Below are 15,739 nucleotides of genomic sequence, written 5' to 3'. Positions count from 1 at the left end.
GTCGTCAGGGTGACACGTCGGCGACGAGGCGCAGGAGGTGATCCGGCGCAGAACCATTGTGCGCCGCGCCGAGCGCCTCGTCGGCATCGACCGGCCCGATCGAGCCCACGACATCCCCGATCACGATGATCGCGGGCGAGGAGGGACGCTCGTTCGCGAGCAGCGCGACGACGCCCTCGAGGGTCGTGGCGTGCGCCCGCTGCTCGGCGCTGAAACCCTTCTCCAGAACCGCCAGCGGCATGTCGGCACGCATGCCGTGGCGACGGAGCCCGGCCGAGAGGTGCGGCAGCGTCGCGACGCCCATGAGCACGACGATCGTGCCGCCCAGTCCGACGAGGTGCGCGAGCTCGTCCTCGCCGAGCGGCGTGTGCCCGGATATCACGGTGAACGCCCGTGCGACATCGCGCTGCGTCACGGGGATGCCGGCGGCGGCCGGCACCGCGATCGCGCTCGTCACGCCCGACACCACCGTGACGGGCACGCCGGCGGCACGGCACGCGACGACCTCCTCTCCCCCACGCCCGAAGACGAAGGGGTCGCCGCCCTTCAGGCGCACGACGCGCTGGCCGCGGCTCGCGGCCGCCAGCATGAGACGTTCGATCTCGGCCTGCGGCACAGCGTGATGCCCGGGGGTCTTGCCCACATCCACGATCTCGGCTCCCGGCGCGTACGCGCCGATGACGTGCGACGGTCCGAGCCGGTCGTGCAGCACCACATCCGCGTCAGCGAGAGCGCGCAGGCCCGCCAGCGTCATGAGCTCGGCATCGCCGGGACCGCCGCCGACGAGTGTCACGTGCCCGCGGGGCGTCGGCAGGATCGGCTCGTCGCGCAACAGCATGATGCGCCGTGCCCGGGCGATCGTCGCGAGACGCGCGCGGATGGCCTCATCCCCCTCGACCCACGCGAGCGCGTCGGGAGACGAACCGCGCCCGTCCTCCCCGTCCGCGAGGAACGCCTCGGCGGCGGGGGCCTCGAGGCACACCACCTGCGCGCCGGCCGCGCGGTACCGCGCCAGCGCGCGACGGCTGCGATCGAGCCGACCGATCACCAGGACGACGCGGCCATCGAGATCCACCGTCGCCCGGATCATCGTGCACCCGCCGAGACCTCGTCGCGCAGCGGGATACGCGGCCCGGTCAGCAGCACGCGCTCGTGGGCGAAGGCGGGGCGCTCCTGCCCGCGCTCCTCGACCTTGCGGATGCCTGGATCCGGCGTCGTGGGTGCGTTGACGAACGAACGGAAGCGGCGCAGGCGCTCCGGGTCGGCCAACGTGGCGGCCCACTCGTCCCGGTAGGTGCCCACGTGTCGTGCCATCGCTTCCTCCAGCTCCGCCGCAAGACCCAACGAGTCCTCGCAGACGACCTCCCGCACGTGCGCGAGGCCACCCGGCAGATCCTCCTGCCATCGTGCGGTGCGCTGCAACCGCTCCGCCGTACGGACGTAATACATGATGTAGCGGTCGATGTACCGCACCAGCGCCTCATCGTCGAGGTCCCCGGCGAGCAGCTGCGCGTGTGCCGGCTGGTAACCGCCGTTGCCTCCCACGTACAGGTTCCATCCCGACTCGGTCGCGATCACCCCGATGTCCTTGCCGCGGGCTTCGGCGCACTCGCGCGCGCAGCCCGACACGCCCAGCTTGAACTTGTGCGGCGACCGCAGGCCCCGGTACCGCTCCTCGAGGAAGATCGCCATGCCGACCGAGTCCTGCACCCCGTATCGGCACCAGGTCGAGCCGACGCACGACTTGACCGTCCGCAGCGACTTGCCGTAGGCCTGACCGGACTCGAGGCCCGCGTCGACCAGGATCCGCCAGATGTCGGGCAGCTGCTCGAGGCGCGCGCCGAACAGGTCGATGCGCTGGCCACCGGTGATCTTCGTGTAGAGCCCGAACTGCTCCGCCACCTCGGCGATGACCTTGAGCTTCTGGGGGGTGATCTCGCCACCCGGGATGCGGGGGACGACGGAGTAGGTTCCGTCGCGCTGCATGTTCGCGAGGGCGCGGTCGTTGGTGTCCTGCAGCGGGCCCTGACCCGCGTCGAGGATGTAGGCGTTCGTCTGCGTCGCCAGCACCGAGGCGACGACCGGCTTGCAGATGTCGCACCCGAGACCGCTGCCGAACCGGGCGTAGATCGCGTCGGCGCTCGTGAGCCCCAGCACGCGCACGGATTCGAAGAGCTCGGATCGGCTCAGCTCGAAGTGCTCGCACAGCGCGCGCGACACCTCGACGCCCGCGGCCTCGAGCTCGGTCTCGAGCAGCTTCTTCACGAGCGGCACGCACGAGCCGCACTGCGTTCCGGCGCGGGTGCACGACTTCAGCTCGCCCAGATCGGTGCACCCGTCCTGCACCGCATGCCGCACCTCGCCCACCGAGACGTTGTTGCACGAGCACAGCTGGGCGTCGTCGGGCAGCTCGGCGCCGACGGCCTCGCCCGACTGCACGCTCGAGAGGAACGCGCTCGGCTCGGCGCCGAGCTCCCGGCCGAGCAGCGGACGCAGCGAGGCGTACGGTGCCGCGTCGCCGACGAACATGCCTCCCAGGAGCGTCTTGCCGTCGTTCGCGACCACGAGCTTCTGGTACAGACCGCGCGCCGGATCCGCGTAGACGACAGCGAGCGCACCGTCCGCGCGGGCGTGGGCGTCGCCGAAGCTCGCCACATCCACCCCGGCGAGCTTGAGCTTGGTGGCGTCGTCGATGCCCCCGAAGCGGGCGTCACCCCCCGTGAGGCGGTCGGCGACGACATCCGCCATCGCGTTGGCGGGTGCGACCAGACCGACGGTCCCCGCATCGCCGAAGGCCGCGACCTCGCCGATCGCCCAGATGCCGGGCGTGTCCGAGGCGCACGTGTCGTCGATCCGCACCCCGCCGCGCTCCCCCAGGGCGACGCCCGCCGTGCGGGCAAGTTCGTCTCGCGCGGTGATGCCGATCGAGAAGACGACGATGTCGGCGCCCACCGCGGTCCCGTCCGCGAGCTCCACACCGAGCACCCGCCCGGAGGGCCCGCGGAGGACGCGCGTGGGGCGCTGACCGAGGTGGAGCGCGATGTCGGATGCCCGGATGATGCGGCCCAGGGCCTGCCCTGCCCCCTCATCGAGTTGCGCCGACATGAGCCAGCGTCCGGAGTGCACGATCGCGGCGCGGGCTCCGCGCCGCGCTGCGCCCCCGGCGGCCTCGAGACCGAGGAGTCCGCCTCCCACGACCACGACGTTCGCGGGGCGTCGCTCGCGTGCCGCCACGGCATCGATCTCGGCGACGAGAGCGGCGACATCGTCGAGCGTGCGGAACACGTGCGCGGCATCCGCGTGCTCGATGGGAGGAACCGTCGCGGACGATCCGGTGGCGAGCACGAGCTCGTCGTACCCGGTCACCCCCTGCGCGGTCGTGACCGTGCGGGAGGAGGGGTCGATGGCCTCGACCGCCTCGCCGATCCGGAGGGTGACCTGCGGATGCGACCAGACCGCCGCGTCCAGCGTGAGGTCCGTCTCGCCGTCGTCGATGCGCCGGCTGAGCGCCACGCGGTCGTAAGGGACATGCGCCTCCTCCGCGAAGACGGTGATGCGCAGGGATGCGTCCTCTGCTCGCAGCAGTGTGGCCACGAGCCGGTGCGCGGCGGGCCCGCCGCCCACGACGATGATGCGACGGATGTCGGCCATGGCGTGCTCCTCAGGGTCGGGACGGCGATGACCGACACGCTACGCAGGGGCGGTTCCGCCGGCATTGCCCCCGCGTAACGTCGTGTGACGCCCACCTCACGGCAGCATCGGGCCCGTGTGAGACAGACGTTACGGCGCCGTCACGGCCCCGCGCCTTCCGAGGAAACACGGCCCTCCTAGCGTTCGAGCATGACCATCATCGAGCAGACCGCGACGGTGTCACCCGGCGAGCGGCGGAGCGTGTGGCACCCGGTGTGCGCGCTCGCAGACCTCGAGCCGCTGTGGGGCGAGGCGGCACTGGTCGGCGCCTCGCAGGTCGCACTCTTCCGGCTCCCCGACGACCGGCTGTTCGCCGTCGACAACGCGGATCCGCACACCGGCGCCTTCGTCATGTCGCGCGGGATCGTGGGATCCCGCGGCGCGACGCCCACGATCGCCTCGCCGCTCCACAAGGACGTCTACGACCTCGAGACCGGCGCCTGCCTCACCCGCCCCGACGGCCCGCGCCTGGCGACCTGGCAGGTGCGCGTCACCGACGGCGTCGTCGCCGTGCGCTCGACCCGCGTCCTGGTCGCCGCCTCCCACGGCACGTCGGATCTCGCGGGACGCCGGGCCGTGGCGGCGCTGGTCGAGGCGGTGCGTCTGGCACGCCCCGAGATCGACGTGCGCGACAGCTTCGTCGACGTGCAGGAGCCGTCGGTGCCCGACGTCCTGGGGATGCAGGACGACCGGGCGACGGCCACCGTCGTCCCCCTGCTGCTGTCCGAGGGGTACCACGTGCACGTGGACCTGGCCGACGCCGCCCGCGACGCGCACATCCCGGTGCGGGTGACCGGCGCCCTCGGCCCGGATCGCCGTCTCGCGCAGGTCCTGGCGCGGCGCCTCCGCGAAGCGGGCGTCGCCGTCCCCGGTACGGGCGAGGAACGGATCGTCCTCGCCGCCGCCGGCTCGAGCGACGCCGGCGCCGTCGCCGCCTGCCACGTCATGGGCGGGATGCTGGCGGCCGAGCTGGGTCGCGATGTGACGGTCGCGTTCGTCTCCGCCGCGCACCCGCGCGTCGGCGACGCGGTCACCGCCCTCCGCGAGGCGGGAGCGGGTCCCGTCGCCGTCAGCACCTACCTGCTCGCCCCCGGATACTTCGCCGATCTCATCCAACAGGCCGGCGCGGATGTGGTGTCACGTCCGCTGCTCGTCACCGATGCCCCACCTCCCCCGGAACTCGTCGCGCTCGTCGGCGAACGTTTCGACACCCTCACGTGACCTCGACAGGAGAAGCCATGACCGCTCTCGATGCGCAGCCCGTCACCTCACCCCCGTCGCCTCCCGGCGACGCAGCAGCTCCCGCGCTCAGCGTCCGCCCCGGCCGGTGGATCGAGGGCTGGAATCCCGAGAACGACGCGCAGTGGGAGTCCGTGGGCCGTCCCATCGCCGCCCGCAACCTGCGCTGGTCGATCTTCGCCGAGTTCCTCGGCTTCGTCGTCTGGCAGCTGTGGTCGATCGTGGTCGTGTCGCTCCCGGCGGCCGGATTCACCTTCGACACCTCGCAGATCTTCTGGTTGATCTCCATGCCGAGCCTCGTGGGTGCCACGCTCCGGTTCCCGTACACGTTCATGGTGCCGCGTCTCGGCGGGCGCAACTGGACGATCATCTCGGCCGCGCTGCTGCTGATCCCCTCGATCGGACTCGCGCTCTGCGTGGGCAATCCCGACACCCCGTTCGGCGTCATGCTGTTCGTCGCCGCGCTCGCCGGATTCGGCGGCGGGAACTTCGCCTCGTCGATGGCCAACATCACCTACTTCTACCCGCAGCGCGAGAAGGGCTGGGCGCTGGGCCTGAACGCCGCGGGTGGGAACCTCGGCGCCGCCGTCGCTCAGCTGGTGGTGCCCGTCGTCATCACCATCGGCGCGGGTGTGACCCTTCAGCTGCCCCTCGCCGGCTGGATCTGGGTGCCGCTCATCCTCGTCGCCATCGTCGGCGCGGCGCTGCGCATGGACAACCTCTCCCACGCTCGCGCCGACTTCGCCGCCTCGGTCGCCGCGTTCCGCGAACCGCACCTGTGGGTGCTGTCGCTGCTGTACCTCGGCACGTTCGGATCCTTCATCGGCTTCGCGGGCGTCTTCCCCAAGCTGATCGCCGACCAGTTCCCGGAGTACTCGCAGATCCACCTGGGTTCCGTCGCCCTCTCGCTGGCCTTCCTCGGCGCCCTCTGCGGGTCGCTGGCCCGGCCCTTCGGCGGGCGCCTGGCCGACCGATTCGGCGGCGCCGTCATGACGATGAGCGCGTTCGCGGTCATGGCCGTCATCACCACCGTCGTCATCCTCGTGCTCCCGCACGTCTCGTTCTGGGGCTTCCTCGCCCTCTTCGTCGCGCTCTTCATCGTCGCCGGCATCGGCAACGGGTCCACGTACCGGATGATCCCGACGGTGTTCGCCTGGCGATCGGGTGCCGCCGATGCGCACCGCACGTCGGGCGACATGGGCTCGCAGCGCAAAGCCTCGGCGGCACTCGGCATCATCGCGGCCATCGGCGCCTACGGCGGGTTCCTCATCCCCCAGGCGCTCGGACTGTCGAAGTCGTCCACCGGCGGCTACGAGGCCGGGCTCTCCTGGTTCGTCGTGGCCTACCTGCTGATGCTCGTGGTCACCGGCGTGGTCTACGTGCGGGGCGGGCGACGCAGCGGAACGCGCCTGTGACGCCGGCCGCGGTCCGGGGCGGCCGCCCCACCCACTGCCCGTACTGCGCGCTCCAGTGCGCGATGACCGTCACCCCCGGGCCCGCCGGTGCGACGATCACCGGACGGGACTTCCCCACCAATCGCGGCGGTCTCTGCAAGAAGGGGTGGACCTCCGCCGAACTGCTGGCGCACGACGACCGCGTCCGCGAGCCGCTGCGGCGGACCGCGGACGGCTTCGAGTCGGTCACCTGGGAGGACGCACTCGACGAGATCGCGGACCGGCTGCGGGATCTCCGCGCCAGCCGCGGCCCCGACGCCGTGGGCGTGTTCGGCGGCGGTGGCCTCACCAACGAGAAGGCCTATCAGCTGGGGAAGTTCGCCCGCATCGCTCTCGGCACGAGCCGGATCGACTACAACGGCCGGTTCTGCATGTCGAGCGCCGCCGCCGCCGGCAACCGCGCCTTCGGCATCGACCGCGGGCTCCCCTTCCCCGTCGAGGACCTCGACGGGGCGCACACGATCCTGATGCTCGGCTCGAACGTCGCGGCGACGATGCCCCCCTTCATCGGGCACCTCGCCGGTGCCCGGGAGCGCGGCGGACTGATCGTGGTCGATCCGCGCCGTTCCGAGACGGCACGGCTCACCGACGACGACGGCGGCATCCACGTGCAGCCCGCCCCCGGAACGGATCTGGTCGTCCTGCTGGGGCTGACCCATGTCGTCCTCGCGGAGGGGCTCGCCGACGCCGACTACGTGGCCGCGCGCACCGAGGGGTTCGATGCCGTCCGGCGGGTGGCGAACGCCTGGTGGCCGGAGCGCGTCCAGGAGGCGACGGGGGTGCCGGCCGCTCAGCTCCGGACCGTCGCGAGGCGGCTCGCCGCGGGCGGCGGGACGTTCATCCTGACCGGCCGCGGTGTCGAACAGCACGTCGACGGCACCGACACGGCGACCGCAGCCATCAACCTCAGCCTGATCCTCGGCCTTCCCGGGCGGCGGGGATCCGGATACGGCACGCTCACCGGCCAGGGCAACGGCCAGGGCGGCCGGGAACACGGTCAGAAGTGCGACCAGCTCCCCGGCTACCGCAAGATCACCGACCCTGCCGCGCGCGCGCACGTCGCCGCCGTGTGGGGCGTCGATCCCGCCTCGATCCCCGGCCCGGGCGTCCCCGCGGTCGAGCTGCTGTCGATGCTCGGCACCGAGGTGGCGGCGCTCCTCGTCCACGGTTCGAACGTGGTCGTCTCCGCGCCGGACGTCGCGGCGGTCCGCGCCGGCCTCGGCGCTCTCGACCTGCTGGTGGTGTGCGACTTCTTCCTCTCCGAGACCGCGCAACTGGCGGACTTCGTGCTCCCGGTCACGCAGTGGGCGGAGGAGGAGGGGACGATGACCTCGCTGGAGGGACGCATCCTGCGTCGCCGCCGCGCGGTGGAGGCGCCCCCGCTCGCCCGCAGCGAGCTGTGGATCATGCGCGAGCTCGCTGCACGCCTGGATGCGCCCGGTGTCTGGGCGACGGATGCCGCAGAGGTCTTCGACGAACTCGCCCGCGCCTCCCGCGGCGGCATCGCCGACTACTCCGGGCTCAGCCACGCCGCGCTCGACGACGGCCCCGCCGCGTACTGGCCGTACCCCGAGGGCAGCAGCGGGACCCCCCGCCTGTTCCTCGAGCGGTTCGCGCACCCCGACGGGCGCGCGCGCATGGTCGCGGTGGCGCCCGCCGCCCGCACCGCGTCCGCGGACACGGCCGGCCATCTCACCCTCATCACCGGGCGGTTGCTGGAGCACTACCAGTCCGGTGCGCAGACGCGACGGGTCCCGGAGCTCCTCACGGCCCGCCCCGAGGTCACCGTGCAGCTGCACCCCGCCACCGCCGCGCGCCTGGGCATCACCATGGACGACACCGTCGAGCTCAGCAACGACCGCGGCATCGTCCGCGCCCGCGCCGAGGTGACCACCGGCATCCGCCACGACACGGTCTTCCTGCCGTTCCACTTCGCCGACGACGGCTGCGCCAATCTGCTGACGGAGGCCGCGGTGGACCCCGTATCGGCGATGCCCGAGTTCAAACGGACCCGCGTCGTGGTCGCACGCGCCGAGGTGCTCCGATGATCCGCGTCGTCGTGGTCGGGTACGGCCCGGTCGGTGCGCGGTTCGTCGAGGGGATGCTCCCCGCGGTCCGCGCGGGCCAGGCGCAGGTCACGGTGGTCGGCGCCGAAGCGGACGACGCCTACAACCGCGTCCTCATCGCCGAGTACGCCGTCGGACGCGCCGCACGGGACCGCCTCGACATCGCGGACGCCGAGGGATGGCGCGCCGCCGGAGTGGATCTGCGGCTGGCCGAGGCCGCCGTCGCGATCGACCGCGACCGACGCGTCGTCCGGACATCCGGCGGGGAGCGCCTCGCGTACGACCGGCTGGTGCTCGCGACCGGATCACGCGCCAACATCCCCACGATCGCGGGGATGGAGCGCGCCCGGCGGGAACGGGACGTCCGCGCGCAGACGGCGGATGCCCTCGATCTCGGCGCGAGCGCGCTGCCCCGCGGCGTCTCCGCGCTCCGCGACCTCGCCGATGCGCGCCGCGTGGCGGCGACCGTCGCCGCGGGAGGACGCATCGTCGTGCTCGGCGCCGGCGTGCTCGGACTCGAACTCGCCCTCGCGGCGCGCGAACAGGGCGCGGAGGTCGTCGTCGTGCATCACGGCGATGTGCCCATGGCGCGCAACCTCGACACCGCCGGCGGGCGCATGCTCGCGCGGGCCGCGCGCGCGGCAGGCATCGAGATGGCCCCGCACTCCCGCGCCGAGAGCCTGCTGCTGCGCACCGACCCGCTCGACGGTCACCCGCGCTTCGACGCTCTGGTGTGCGCGGACGGCAAGCAGATCCCGGGCGACCTGTTGCTGCTGTCGGTGGGAGTCTCCCCCCGCGTCGAACTCGCCGTCGCCTGCGGCCTGCGCGTGTCGACGGGCATCCTCGTCGATCACCGGCAGCAGAGCTGGACCGATCCGGCCGTGTTCGCGATCGGCGACTGCGCCCACGTCGCCGCTCCCGACACCGTCGGCGCGGAGGGGAGGGTGCCGGGAGGCCCGTCCGGACTCATCGGTCCGGGCTGGCAGCAGGCCGATGCGCTGTCCGCGCGCTGGATCGCCGGCGCCGCCGACGACGAGCTCTCCACGGCGGATGCGGCGGAGTCTCCCGCGCCGGACCGCCCCCTCGTGGTCATGCTGAAAGCGGAGGGCATCGACGTCGTGGCCGGCGGTGTCGTCGACGCCGAGCCCTGGGACGACGACGTGCACGCCGCCTCGTGCGGCGCCGCGCGGCAGGTGACCGTCTGGGCCGATCCCGCGCGCGGCGGCTACGTGAAGATGGTGACGCGCGACGGCGTGCTCGAAGGTTTCGTCTGCGTCGGTATGCCGCGGGCCGGCGCCGAGCTGACCCTGCTCTACGAGCGGCGCAGCGAGCTGCCTGCAGACCGCGCGGCCCTGCTGAGGCTCGACGCCGAGCATGCCGGCGCGCCCGTGGCCACGGATGCCCTCGCGCCCGAGTCGACCGTGTGCTGGTGCAACGGCGTCACCGCGGCGCGGATCACGGACGCGGTCGCCGCCGGCGCCGACACCGTCGAGTGCATCGGCAGCGCCACCCGCGCCGGCACCGGGTGCGGCGGGTGCAAAGGTCGCGTCGCGGAACTGCTCGCCCGCGCCTCGACCTGACGCCGCGGCACGCGCTCAGGCGTGCCCGGCGCGCTCCATGGCCCGCAGCTCCTTCTTGAGGTCCTGCACCTCGTCGCGCAAGCGTCCGGCGAGCTCGAACTTCAGCTCGGATGCGGCCGCCAGCATCTGATCGGACAGATCGCCGATCATCGCCTCGAGCTGCGTGGCGCCCTCCGCGGCCAGCCCCTCCCGGCGGAGATTCGGCGTCGGGGACTTGCCCTTGCCCTTGCCGTTGTCGCGGGTCAGCAAGGCCTTCGTGTCGGCGCCCTCGCGCATCAGCGCGTCGGTGATGTCGGCGATCTTCTTGCGCAGCGGCTGCGGGTCGATGCCGTGCTCGAGGTTGTAGGCCACCTGCTTCTCGCGCCGGCGATCGGTCTCGTCGATGGCCGTGCGCATCGAGTCGGTGATCTTGTCGGCGTACATGTGCACCTGGCCGGACACGTTGCGCGCCGCACGACCGATCGTCTGGATGAGGGAGGTTCCGCTGCGGAGGAAGCCCTCTTTGTCCGCGTCGAGGATCGACACGAGCGACACCTCGGGCAGGTCGAGTCCCTCACGCAGCAGGTTGATGCCGACCAGCACGTCGTACACGCCCGCGCGCAGCTCGCTCAGCAGCTCGACACGGCGGAGCGTGTCGACATCCGAATGCAGGTAACGCACCCGCACGCCGTGCTCGCCGAGGAAGTCGGTGAGCTCCTCGGACATCTTCTTGGTGAGCGTGGTCACGAGCACGCGCTCGTCACGCTCGACGCGGATGCGGATCTCCTCCAGGAGATCGTCGATCTGCCCCTTGGAGGGCTTGACCACGATCTCGGGGTCGACGAGCCCGGTCGGGCGGATGATCTGCTCGACGATCCCGTCCGCGATGCCCATCTCGTACCGGCCCGGCGTCGCCGACAGATACACCGTCTGGCCGACGCGGTTCTTGAACTCGTCCCACCGGAGCGGACGGTTGTCCATCGCCGACGGCAGCCGGAACCCGTGCTCGACCAGCGTGCGCTTGCGCGATGCGTCGCCCTCGTACATCGCCCCGATCTGCGGCACGGTCACGTGCGACTCGTCGATGACGAGCAGGAAGTCGTCGGGGAAGAAGTCGAGCAGCGTGTGCGGCGGCTCCCCCGGAGCACGACCGTCCATGTGGCGCGAGTAGTTCTCGATGCCCGAGCAGAAGCCCAGCTGCTGCATCATCTCGAGGTCGAAGGTGGTGCGCATGCGCAGCCGCTGGGCCTCGAGCAGCTTGCCCTGCTTCTCGAACTCGCCGAGCCGCTCTTCCAGCTCGTGCTCGATCGTGCCGATGGCACGCTGCACGACGTCGGTGCCGACCACGTAGTGGGAGGCCGGGAAGATCGGCACCGACTCCATGCGCTGGATGATCTCGCCGGTGAGCGGATGAAGGGTGTACAGCGCCTCGATCTCGTCGCCGAAGAGCTCGATGCGGATCGCGTACTCCTCGTACACCGGGATGATCTCGATCGTGTCGCCGCGCACACGGAAGTTGCCGCGCGAGAAGTCGACGTCGTTGCGGTTGTACTGCATGGCGATGAACTGACGGATCAGGGCATCGCGGTCGTAGCGCTCGCCCACCTGCAGGGCGACCATCGCCCGGAGGTACTCCTCGGGGGCGCCGAGACCGTAGATGCACGAGACCGTCGAGACCACGATGACGTCGCGCCGGCTGAGCAACGAGTTCGTGGTGGAGTGACGGAGACGCTCGACCTCGGCGTTGATCGAGGAGTCCTTCTCGATGAACGTATCGGTCTGCGGCACGTAGGCCTCGGGCTGGTAGTAGTCGTAGTACGACACGAAGTACTCGACGGCGTTGTGCGGCATGAGCTCCCGGAACTCGTTGGCCAGCTGCGCGGCGAGCGTCTTGTTGTGCGCCAGCACCAGCGTGGGGCGCTGCACCTGCTCGACGAGCCACGCCGTCGTCGCCGACTTGCCCGTGCCCGTCGCGCCGAGCAGCACGACGTCGGTCTCACCCGCATTGATGCGCGAGGCGAGGGCGGCGATCGCCTGCGGCTGGTCCCCGCTGGGGACGTACTCGCTGACGACCTCGAAAGGACGGACGGATCGCGTGGTCTGCACTCATCCAGCGTACGGCGGGGCACCGACACCGCGGGCCGGACGGGTGGTCAGACCCGGACGCGCTCCCAGAGCGCATCCGTCTGCGCGACGGTGTGCGCGAGTGTTCCCGCTGTGTCGATGACGACGTCCGCCACCGCGAGACGGGCGTCATCCGAGGCCTGCGCGCCGATCCGCGCCCGAGCGGCGTCACGGGTGAGTCCGCGTTTGGTCACGAGGCGCTCCTCGCGCACGGCGGCGGGAGCCGCCGCGACGACGACGAGGTCCCACGGGTCGCTGCTGCGCGTTTCGACGAGCAGCGGCACGTCGTACACGACGACGGCATCGGGATCGGCCGCGAAGGCAGCGGCGAACCGCTCTGCCGAGGCCCGGCGCACGGCGGGGTGCACGATGGCGTTGAGCCGTTCGCGCGCGGCGTCGTCGCCGAAGACCACCGCTCCCAGCGCCGCGCGATCGAGCTCGCCCGACGCCGTGATCATCGCCGCGCCGAACGCGGCGCCGATCTCGGCCAGGACCGGCGACCCCGCCGCCTGCACCTCTCGGACGAGGGCGTCGGCATCGACGATGATCGCGCCGTGCTCCGCCAGCCGTCGGGCGATCGTGGACTTACCGGACGCGATGCCCCCGGTGAGCGCGAGAAGTGGCATACCTCGAGCATGCCATGCCCCGCACGGCCGCCGTCAGGACAGCGCGTCGCGGATGGGGGCCGTGCCGCCGAACACGACGGAGGTCTCGACGCTGCTCGCGGCAGACGCGCCCGCGGCGCGCGCGCTGGCGAGGAGGGCGTCGGCGTCGTAGCCGACCGTCTCGGTCAGAGCGACGCCCACGCCCACGACGGGGATGACCGCCTGGGTGACCGCTCCGAGGGACTCCAGAAGACCGCGGTAGATGCCGCCCGCCTGACGCCGCGCATCGGCGGCCGTCGATGACCGGGTGACGACCAGCAGCCCGACGTCGCCGTCCTCCCCGACCACGCTGATGGACGCGGCGTAGCGCCGCACACCCTGGCGGAAGGCGTGCAGGACGTCGCCGGCGACATCCGCGCCGAAGGCGATGCGGATCTGGCGCAGGTCCTCCAGGCGCACCGAGATGAGGGCGACCAGCTCGCCGCGCCACTGCGCCCGCTCGACCACGTCGCGCAGCGCGCTCTCGAACGTGCCCGAGAGCATGAGGCCGTCGGAGGTGATCCCGACGGCGCTCATCCACGCGTAGGCACGGAGGTCCGACTGCGTGCCGCGCAGCATCGAGGTCACGACCACCGCGACGATCGACAGCACGACGGTCAGGTAGCTCGCCATGACCGACCCGAACCAGGTGAGGAAGACATCGCTGTCCGGCCCCGCGGCCACGAACACGATGCTCCGCGCGAGGTAGGCCACCGCGACCACGAGGAACACTCCGCCGAGCACCGCGGCCGTGCCGAAGCGCACCAGGGGCGCGCGGAAGCACTCGATGCCCGCGAGGACCGAGAAGACCGTTACCGAGAGCGCCATGGCCAGCCAGCCCGCCCAGTCACCGCCGTCAGGGCCCTCGAGCGCGGCCGACGCCGCCACGATCACGATGCCGACGACGGCTACGACGACCGCGGCGCGCAGGGAGCGTTCGTTGAAGCGCCGTGCCCCCAGCCACATCACCGCGGTCGTGGCGACGAACAGCGCGTTCCCGAGCGAGATCGCGACGAATCCCCCGGTCCCGGCCGCCCACATCATGTAGGCGATCGTGGTGGCCATGCCGCACAGGAACGCGATCGCCCAGACGCGGCCCGGCCCGTCGTCGCGGCGCAGGAGCGTGTCGATGATGTAGATCGCGCCGCAGACGTTCGCCACGAGCGCGGCCATCAACGAGGCCGTGAACAGGTCGAGGCTCACCGGTCGCCCTCCCGCTCGATCGCCGCACCGGAGGCCGCCGCGTCGAGGGCCGGTGCGGGGATGTCGCCGCCGTCGGCGTTGACGGGCAGGGAGAGCATGAACGTGGACCCCACCCCCCGCGCCGACCGCACGGTGATGTCGCCGCCGAGGGCACGGGCGATGTCCCGGCTGATCGACAAGCCGAGCCCGGTGCCGTCGACGTCGGTGTGGGCGCGGAAGTAGCGCTCGAAGAGCCGGTCCAGATCGTCCTCGGCGATCCCCGATCCGGTGTCGCGCACGAGCACCCACGTCGTCGTACCGTCCGAGGTGCAGCCGAGTGCGATCTCGCCGCCGTCGCGGTTGTACTTCACCGCGTTGCTGATGAGGTTGTCGAGCACCTGCCGGAGCCGCAGCGGGTCGGCGAAGGCGTGCGCCGGCTCGATCCCGGCGGTGTCGATCGTCAGCGCGTTCATCGCCGCCCGTGCACGCCACGCCTCGGCGGCCGCGCCGAGCGCCTCGGCCACATCCACGTCCTCGGGCGAGACGGTCATGTCGATCGACATGCGGGAGGCGCTGGAGGCCGCGAGGATGTCGGCGACGATCTCGAGCAGGCGCTCGCCGTTGCGGGAGGCCACCTCGAGCGACGACCGCGCGTGCTCGGGTCTGTCCAGGCTGTCCAGCGCCAGGTCGATGTAGCCGAGCACGGAGGTGAGGGGCGTGCGGAGCTCGTGCGAGACGGACGACACCAGCCGGTCGCGGGCCCGCAGCGCCGTCATCTCCGCGGTGACGTCGCGGGCGATCAGCACGGCACCCGCATCCGCGCCCTGCGCGTCCCGCATCCGCCGCACCGTGAAGCTCAGCGCGTGCCGCCGCTCGTCGGGGTGCCCGAACCACACGATCTGATTGTCGAACACCTCGCCGTGCAGCGCGCGGATCAGGGGGCGCTCGGCGCGGGGCAACGGCGTGGAGCCGTCGAACCGGTACGCGTTCTCCAGCTCCTGATCGCGCGATCCGAAACCCGGGATCGAGTTCTGGAAGCGTCCGAGCGCCTCGTTCACGACGGCGACGGTGCCCTCGGGTGAGACGCGCAGCACGCCGAAGTCCACCGCGTCGAGCACCTCGTGCACCAGCTCCTCCTGACGCTGCGCGCGCTGCAGCGCGCCCGAGAGGACCGTGGCCTGGGTGTCGAGCAGCGACTGCTGGGCCTGGTAGCGGCGCGTCGAGACGTACATCGTGGTGGCGATCGCGAGGATCACCGCGGGCAGGAGCACGCTGGCATAGGTGACCGTCTGTGCCGGCCCCACCGCGACGAGCCACCAGTACGTGCCCGGGATGACGACGCACTGCACGATGTATCCCACCGTCCCGAGGGCGGCCAGCCAGATCGCGGGGAACGCCCAGAGCAGCCCGAGCCCGCCCATCGGCTCGGCGAGGCGCATGAGGGCGATGGCCGCCACATCCACCAGGGGGACGACGAGGATCCAGCCGCGCGCGATCGCCGCCCAGGGCACGACGAACGTCGCGACGCCCCCGGCGAAGACGATCATCGCGCCGGCCAGGAACGCGGGGATGTTGCCGGTGTCGCCGATGAACAGCGAGATCGTCGCGACGACCAGGGTGATGACGCACAGCATCAGCTGGTTCAGCACCGCCGTCCGACCGCGCCCCGCGCTCTGACGCGATCCGGGCGTGCCGATGAAGGTCTCGTGGAGGAAGCCGCTCACCCGTCCAGGACCGGGAGCGGTCGGTGCGGGGTGGCTGTGCATGATTCGGAGGGTATC

General features: G+C 71.9%; 10 protein-coding genes. 4 read left to right on the top strand and 6 right to left on the bottom strand.

Going from position 1 to position 15,739, the window contains the following annotated elements:
- Nucleotides 1–4: 4 nt before the first annotated feature.
- Nucleotides 5–1,090, bottom strand: a complete 1,086-nt coding sequence (cobA, locus tag AB0N73_RS01795; protein WP_363559733.1) for a uroporphyrinogen-III C-methyltransferase — start codon at nt 1,088–1,090, stop codon at nt 5–7.
- Nucleotides 1,087–3,651 carry a nitrite reductase large subunit NirB gene (gene nirB / locus AB0N73_RS01790; protein ID WP_363559731.1) on the bottom strand — a complete coding sequence of 855 codons (2,565 nt, stop codon included), beginning with the start codon at nt 3,649–3,651 and terminating at the stop codon, nt 1,087–1,089. The genes cobA and nirB overlap by 4 nt, the downstream gene beginning before the upstream one ends.
- Nucleotides 3,652–3,840: 189 nt before the next feature.
- Between nirB and nirD the strand changes: the two genes are divergently transcribed.
- Genes nirD through AB0N73_RS01770 form a run of 4 tightly spaced genes read left to right on the top strand, consistent with a single transcriptional unit; the run spans nt 3,841 to nt 10,029 of the window.
- Nucleotides 3,841–4,911 (top strand): nitrite reductase small subunit NirD, encoded by a 1,071-nt coding sequence (gene nirD / locus AB0N73_RS01785; protein WP_363559729.1) that lies wholly within the window; start codon nt 3,841–3,843, stop codon nt 4,909–4,911.
- A gap of 17 nt (nt 4,912–4,928) precedes the next feature.
- A complete protein-coding gene (locus AB0N73_RS01780) occupies nt 4,929–6,344 on the top strand; it encodes an MFS transporter (RefSeq protein ID WP_363559727.1) in 1,416 nt (471 codons plus the stop codon).
- Nucleotides 6,341–8,431: a molybdopterin oxidoreductase family protein gene (locus AB0N73_RS01775; protein ID WP_363559725.1), complete on the top strand. Its 2,091-nt coding sequence runs from the start codon at nt 6,341–6,343 to the stop codon at nt 8,429–8,431. The genes AB0N73_RS01780 and AB0N73_RS01775 overlap by 4 nt, the downstream gene beginning before the upstream one ends.
- Nucleotides 8,428–10,029: an FAD-dependent oxidoreductase gene (locus tag AB0N73_RS01770; RefSeq protein ID WP_363559723.1), complete on the top strand. Its 1,602-nt coding sequence runs from the start codon at nt 8,428–8,430 to the stop codon at nt 10,027–10,029. Before AB0N73_RS01775 ends, AB0N73_RS01770 begins: the two co-directional genes overlap by 4 nt.
- 15 nt (nt 10,030–10,044) lie before the next feature.
- Here the strand turns inward: AB0N73_RS01770 and uvrB are convergent, their stop codons facing one another.
- Genes uvrB through AB0N73_RS01750 form a run of 4 tightly spaced genes read right to left on the bottom strand, consistent with a single transcriptional unit; the run spans nt 10,045 to nt 15,724 of the window.
- Nucleotides 10,045–12,114 carry an excinuclease ABC subunit UvrB gene (gene uvrB / locus AB0N73_RS01765; RefSeq protein WP_363559721.1) on the bottom strand — a complete coding sequence of 690 codons (2,070 nt, stop codon included), beginning with the start codon at nt 12,112–12,114 and terminating at the stop codon, nt 10,045–10,047.
- A 47-nt stretch (nt 12,115–12,161) separates the two neighbouring features.
- The gene (gene coaE, locus AB0N73_RS01760; protein ID WP_363559719.1) at nt 12,162–12,758 is read right to left on the bottom strand and encodes a dephospho-CoA kinase; all 597 of its coding nucleotides are present in this window, start codon (nt 12,756–12,758) and stop codon (nt 12,162–12,164) included.
- 33 nt (nt 12,759–12,791) lie between these two features.
- Nucleotides 12,792–13,979 carry a diguanylate cyclase gene (locus AB0N73_RS01755; protein WP_363559717.1) on the bottom strand — a complete coding sequence of 396 codons (1,188 nt, stop codon included), beginning with the start codon at nt 13,977–13,979 and terminating at the stop codon, nt 12,792–12,794.
- Complete coding sequence (locus AB0N73_RS01750) at nt 13,976–15,724, bottom strand: ATP-binding protein (protein ID WP_363559715.1); 1,749 nt, start codon at nt 15,722–15,724, stop codon at nt 13,976–13,978. Before AB0N73_RS01750 ends, AB0N73_RS01755 begins: the two co-directional genes overlap by 4 nt.
- Between the last annotated feature and the right edge of the window lie 15 nt (nt 15,725–15,739).

Origin of the sequence: Microbacterium sp. NPDC089189 (assembly GCF_040685095.1) — a bacterium.
Lineage (GTDB): Bacteria > Actinomycetota > Actinomycetes > Actinomycetales > Microbacteriaceae > Microbacterium.
This window is presented reverse-complemented; position numbering and strand designations above follow the sequence as displayed.

Excerpts from the sequence above, each read along its gene's own strand:
- cobA (WP_363559733.1), bottom strand. The coding sequence starts at position 1,090 with ATGATCCGGGCGACGGTGGATCTCGATGGCCGCGTCGTCCTGGTGATC.
- nirB (WP_363559731.1), bottom strand. The coding sequence starts at position 3,651 with ATGGCCGACATCCGTCGCATCATCGTCGTGGGCGGCGGGCCCGCCGCG.
- nirD (WP_363559729.1), top strand. The coding sequence starts at position 3,841 with ATGACCATCATCGAGCAGACCGCGACGGTGTCACCCGGCGAGCGGCGG.
- AB0N73_RS01780 (WP_363559727.1), top strand. The coding sequence starts at position 4,929 with ATGACCGCTCTCGATGCGCAGCCCGTCACCTCACCCCCGTCGCCTCCC.
- AB0N73_RS01770 (WP_363559723.1), top strand. The coding sequence starts at position 8,428 with ATGATCCGCGTCGTCGTGGTCGGGTACGGCCCGGTCGGTGCGCGGTTC.
- coaE (WP_363559719.1), bottom strand. The coding sequence starts at position 12,758 with ATGCCACTTCTCGCGCTCACCGGGGGCATCGCGTCCGGTAAGTCCACG.
- AB0N73_RS01750 (WP_363559715.1), bottom strand. The coding sequence starts at position 15,724 with ATGCACAGCCACCCCGCACCGACCGCTCCCGGTCCTGGACGGGTGAGC.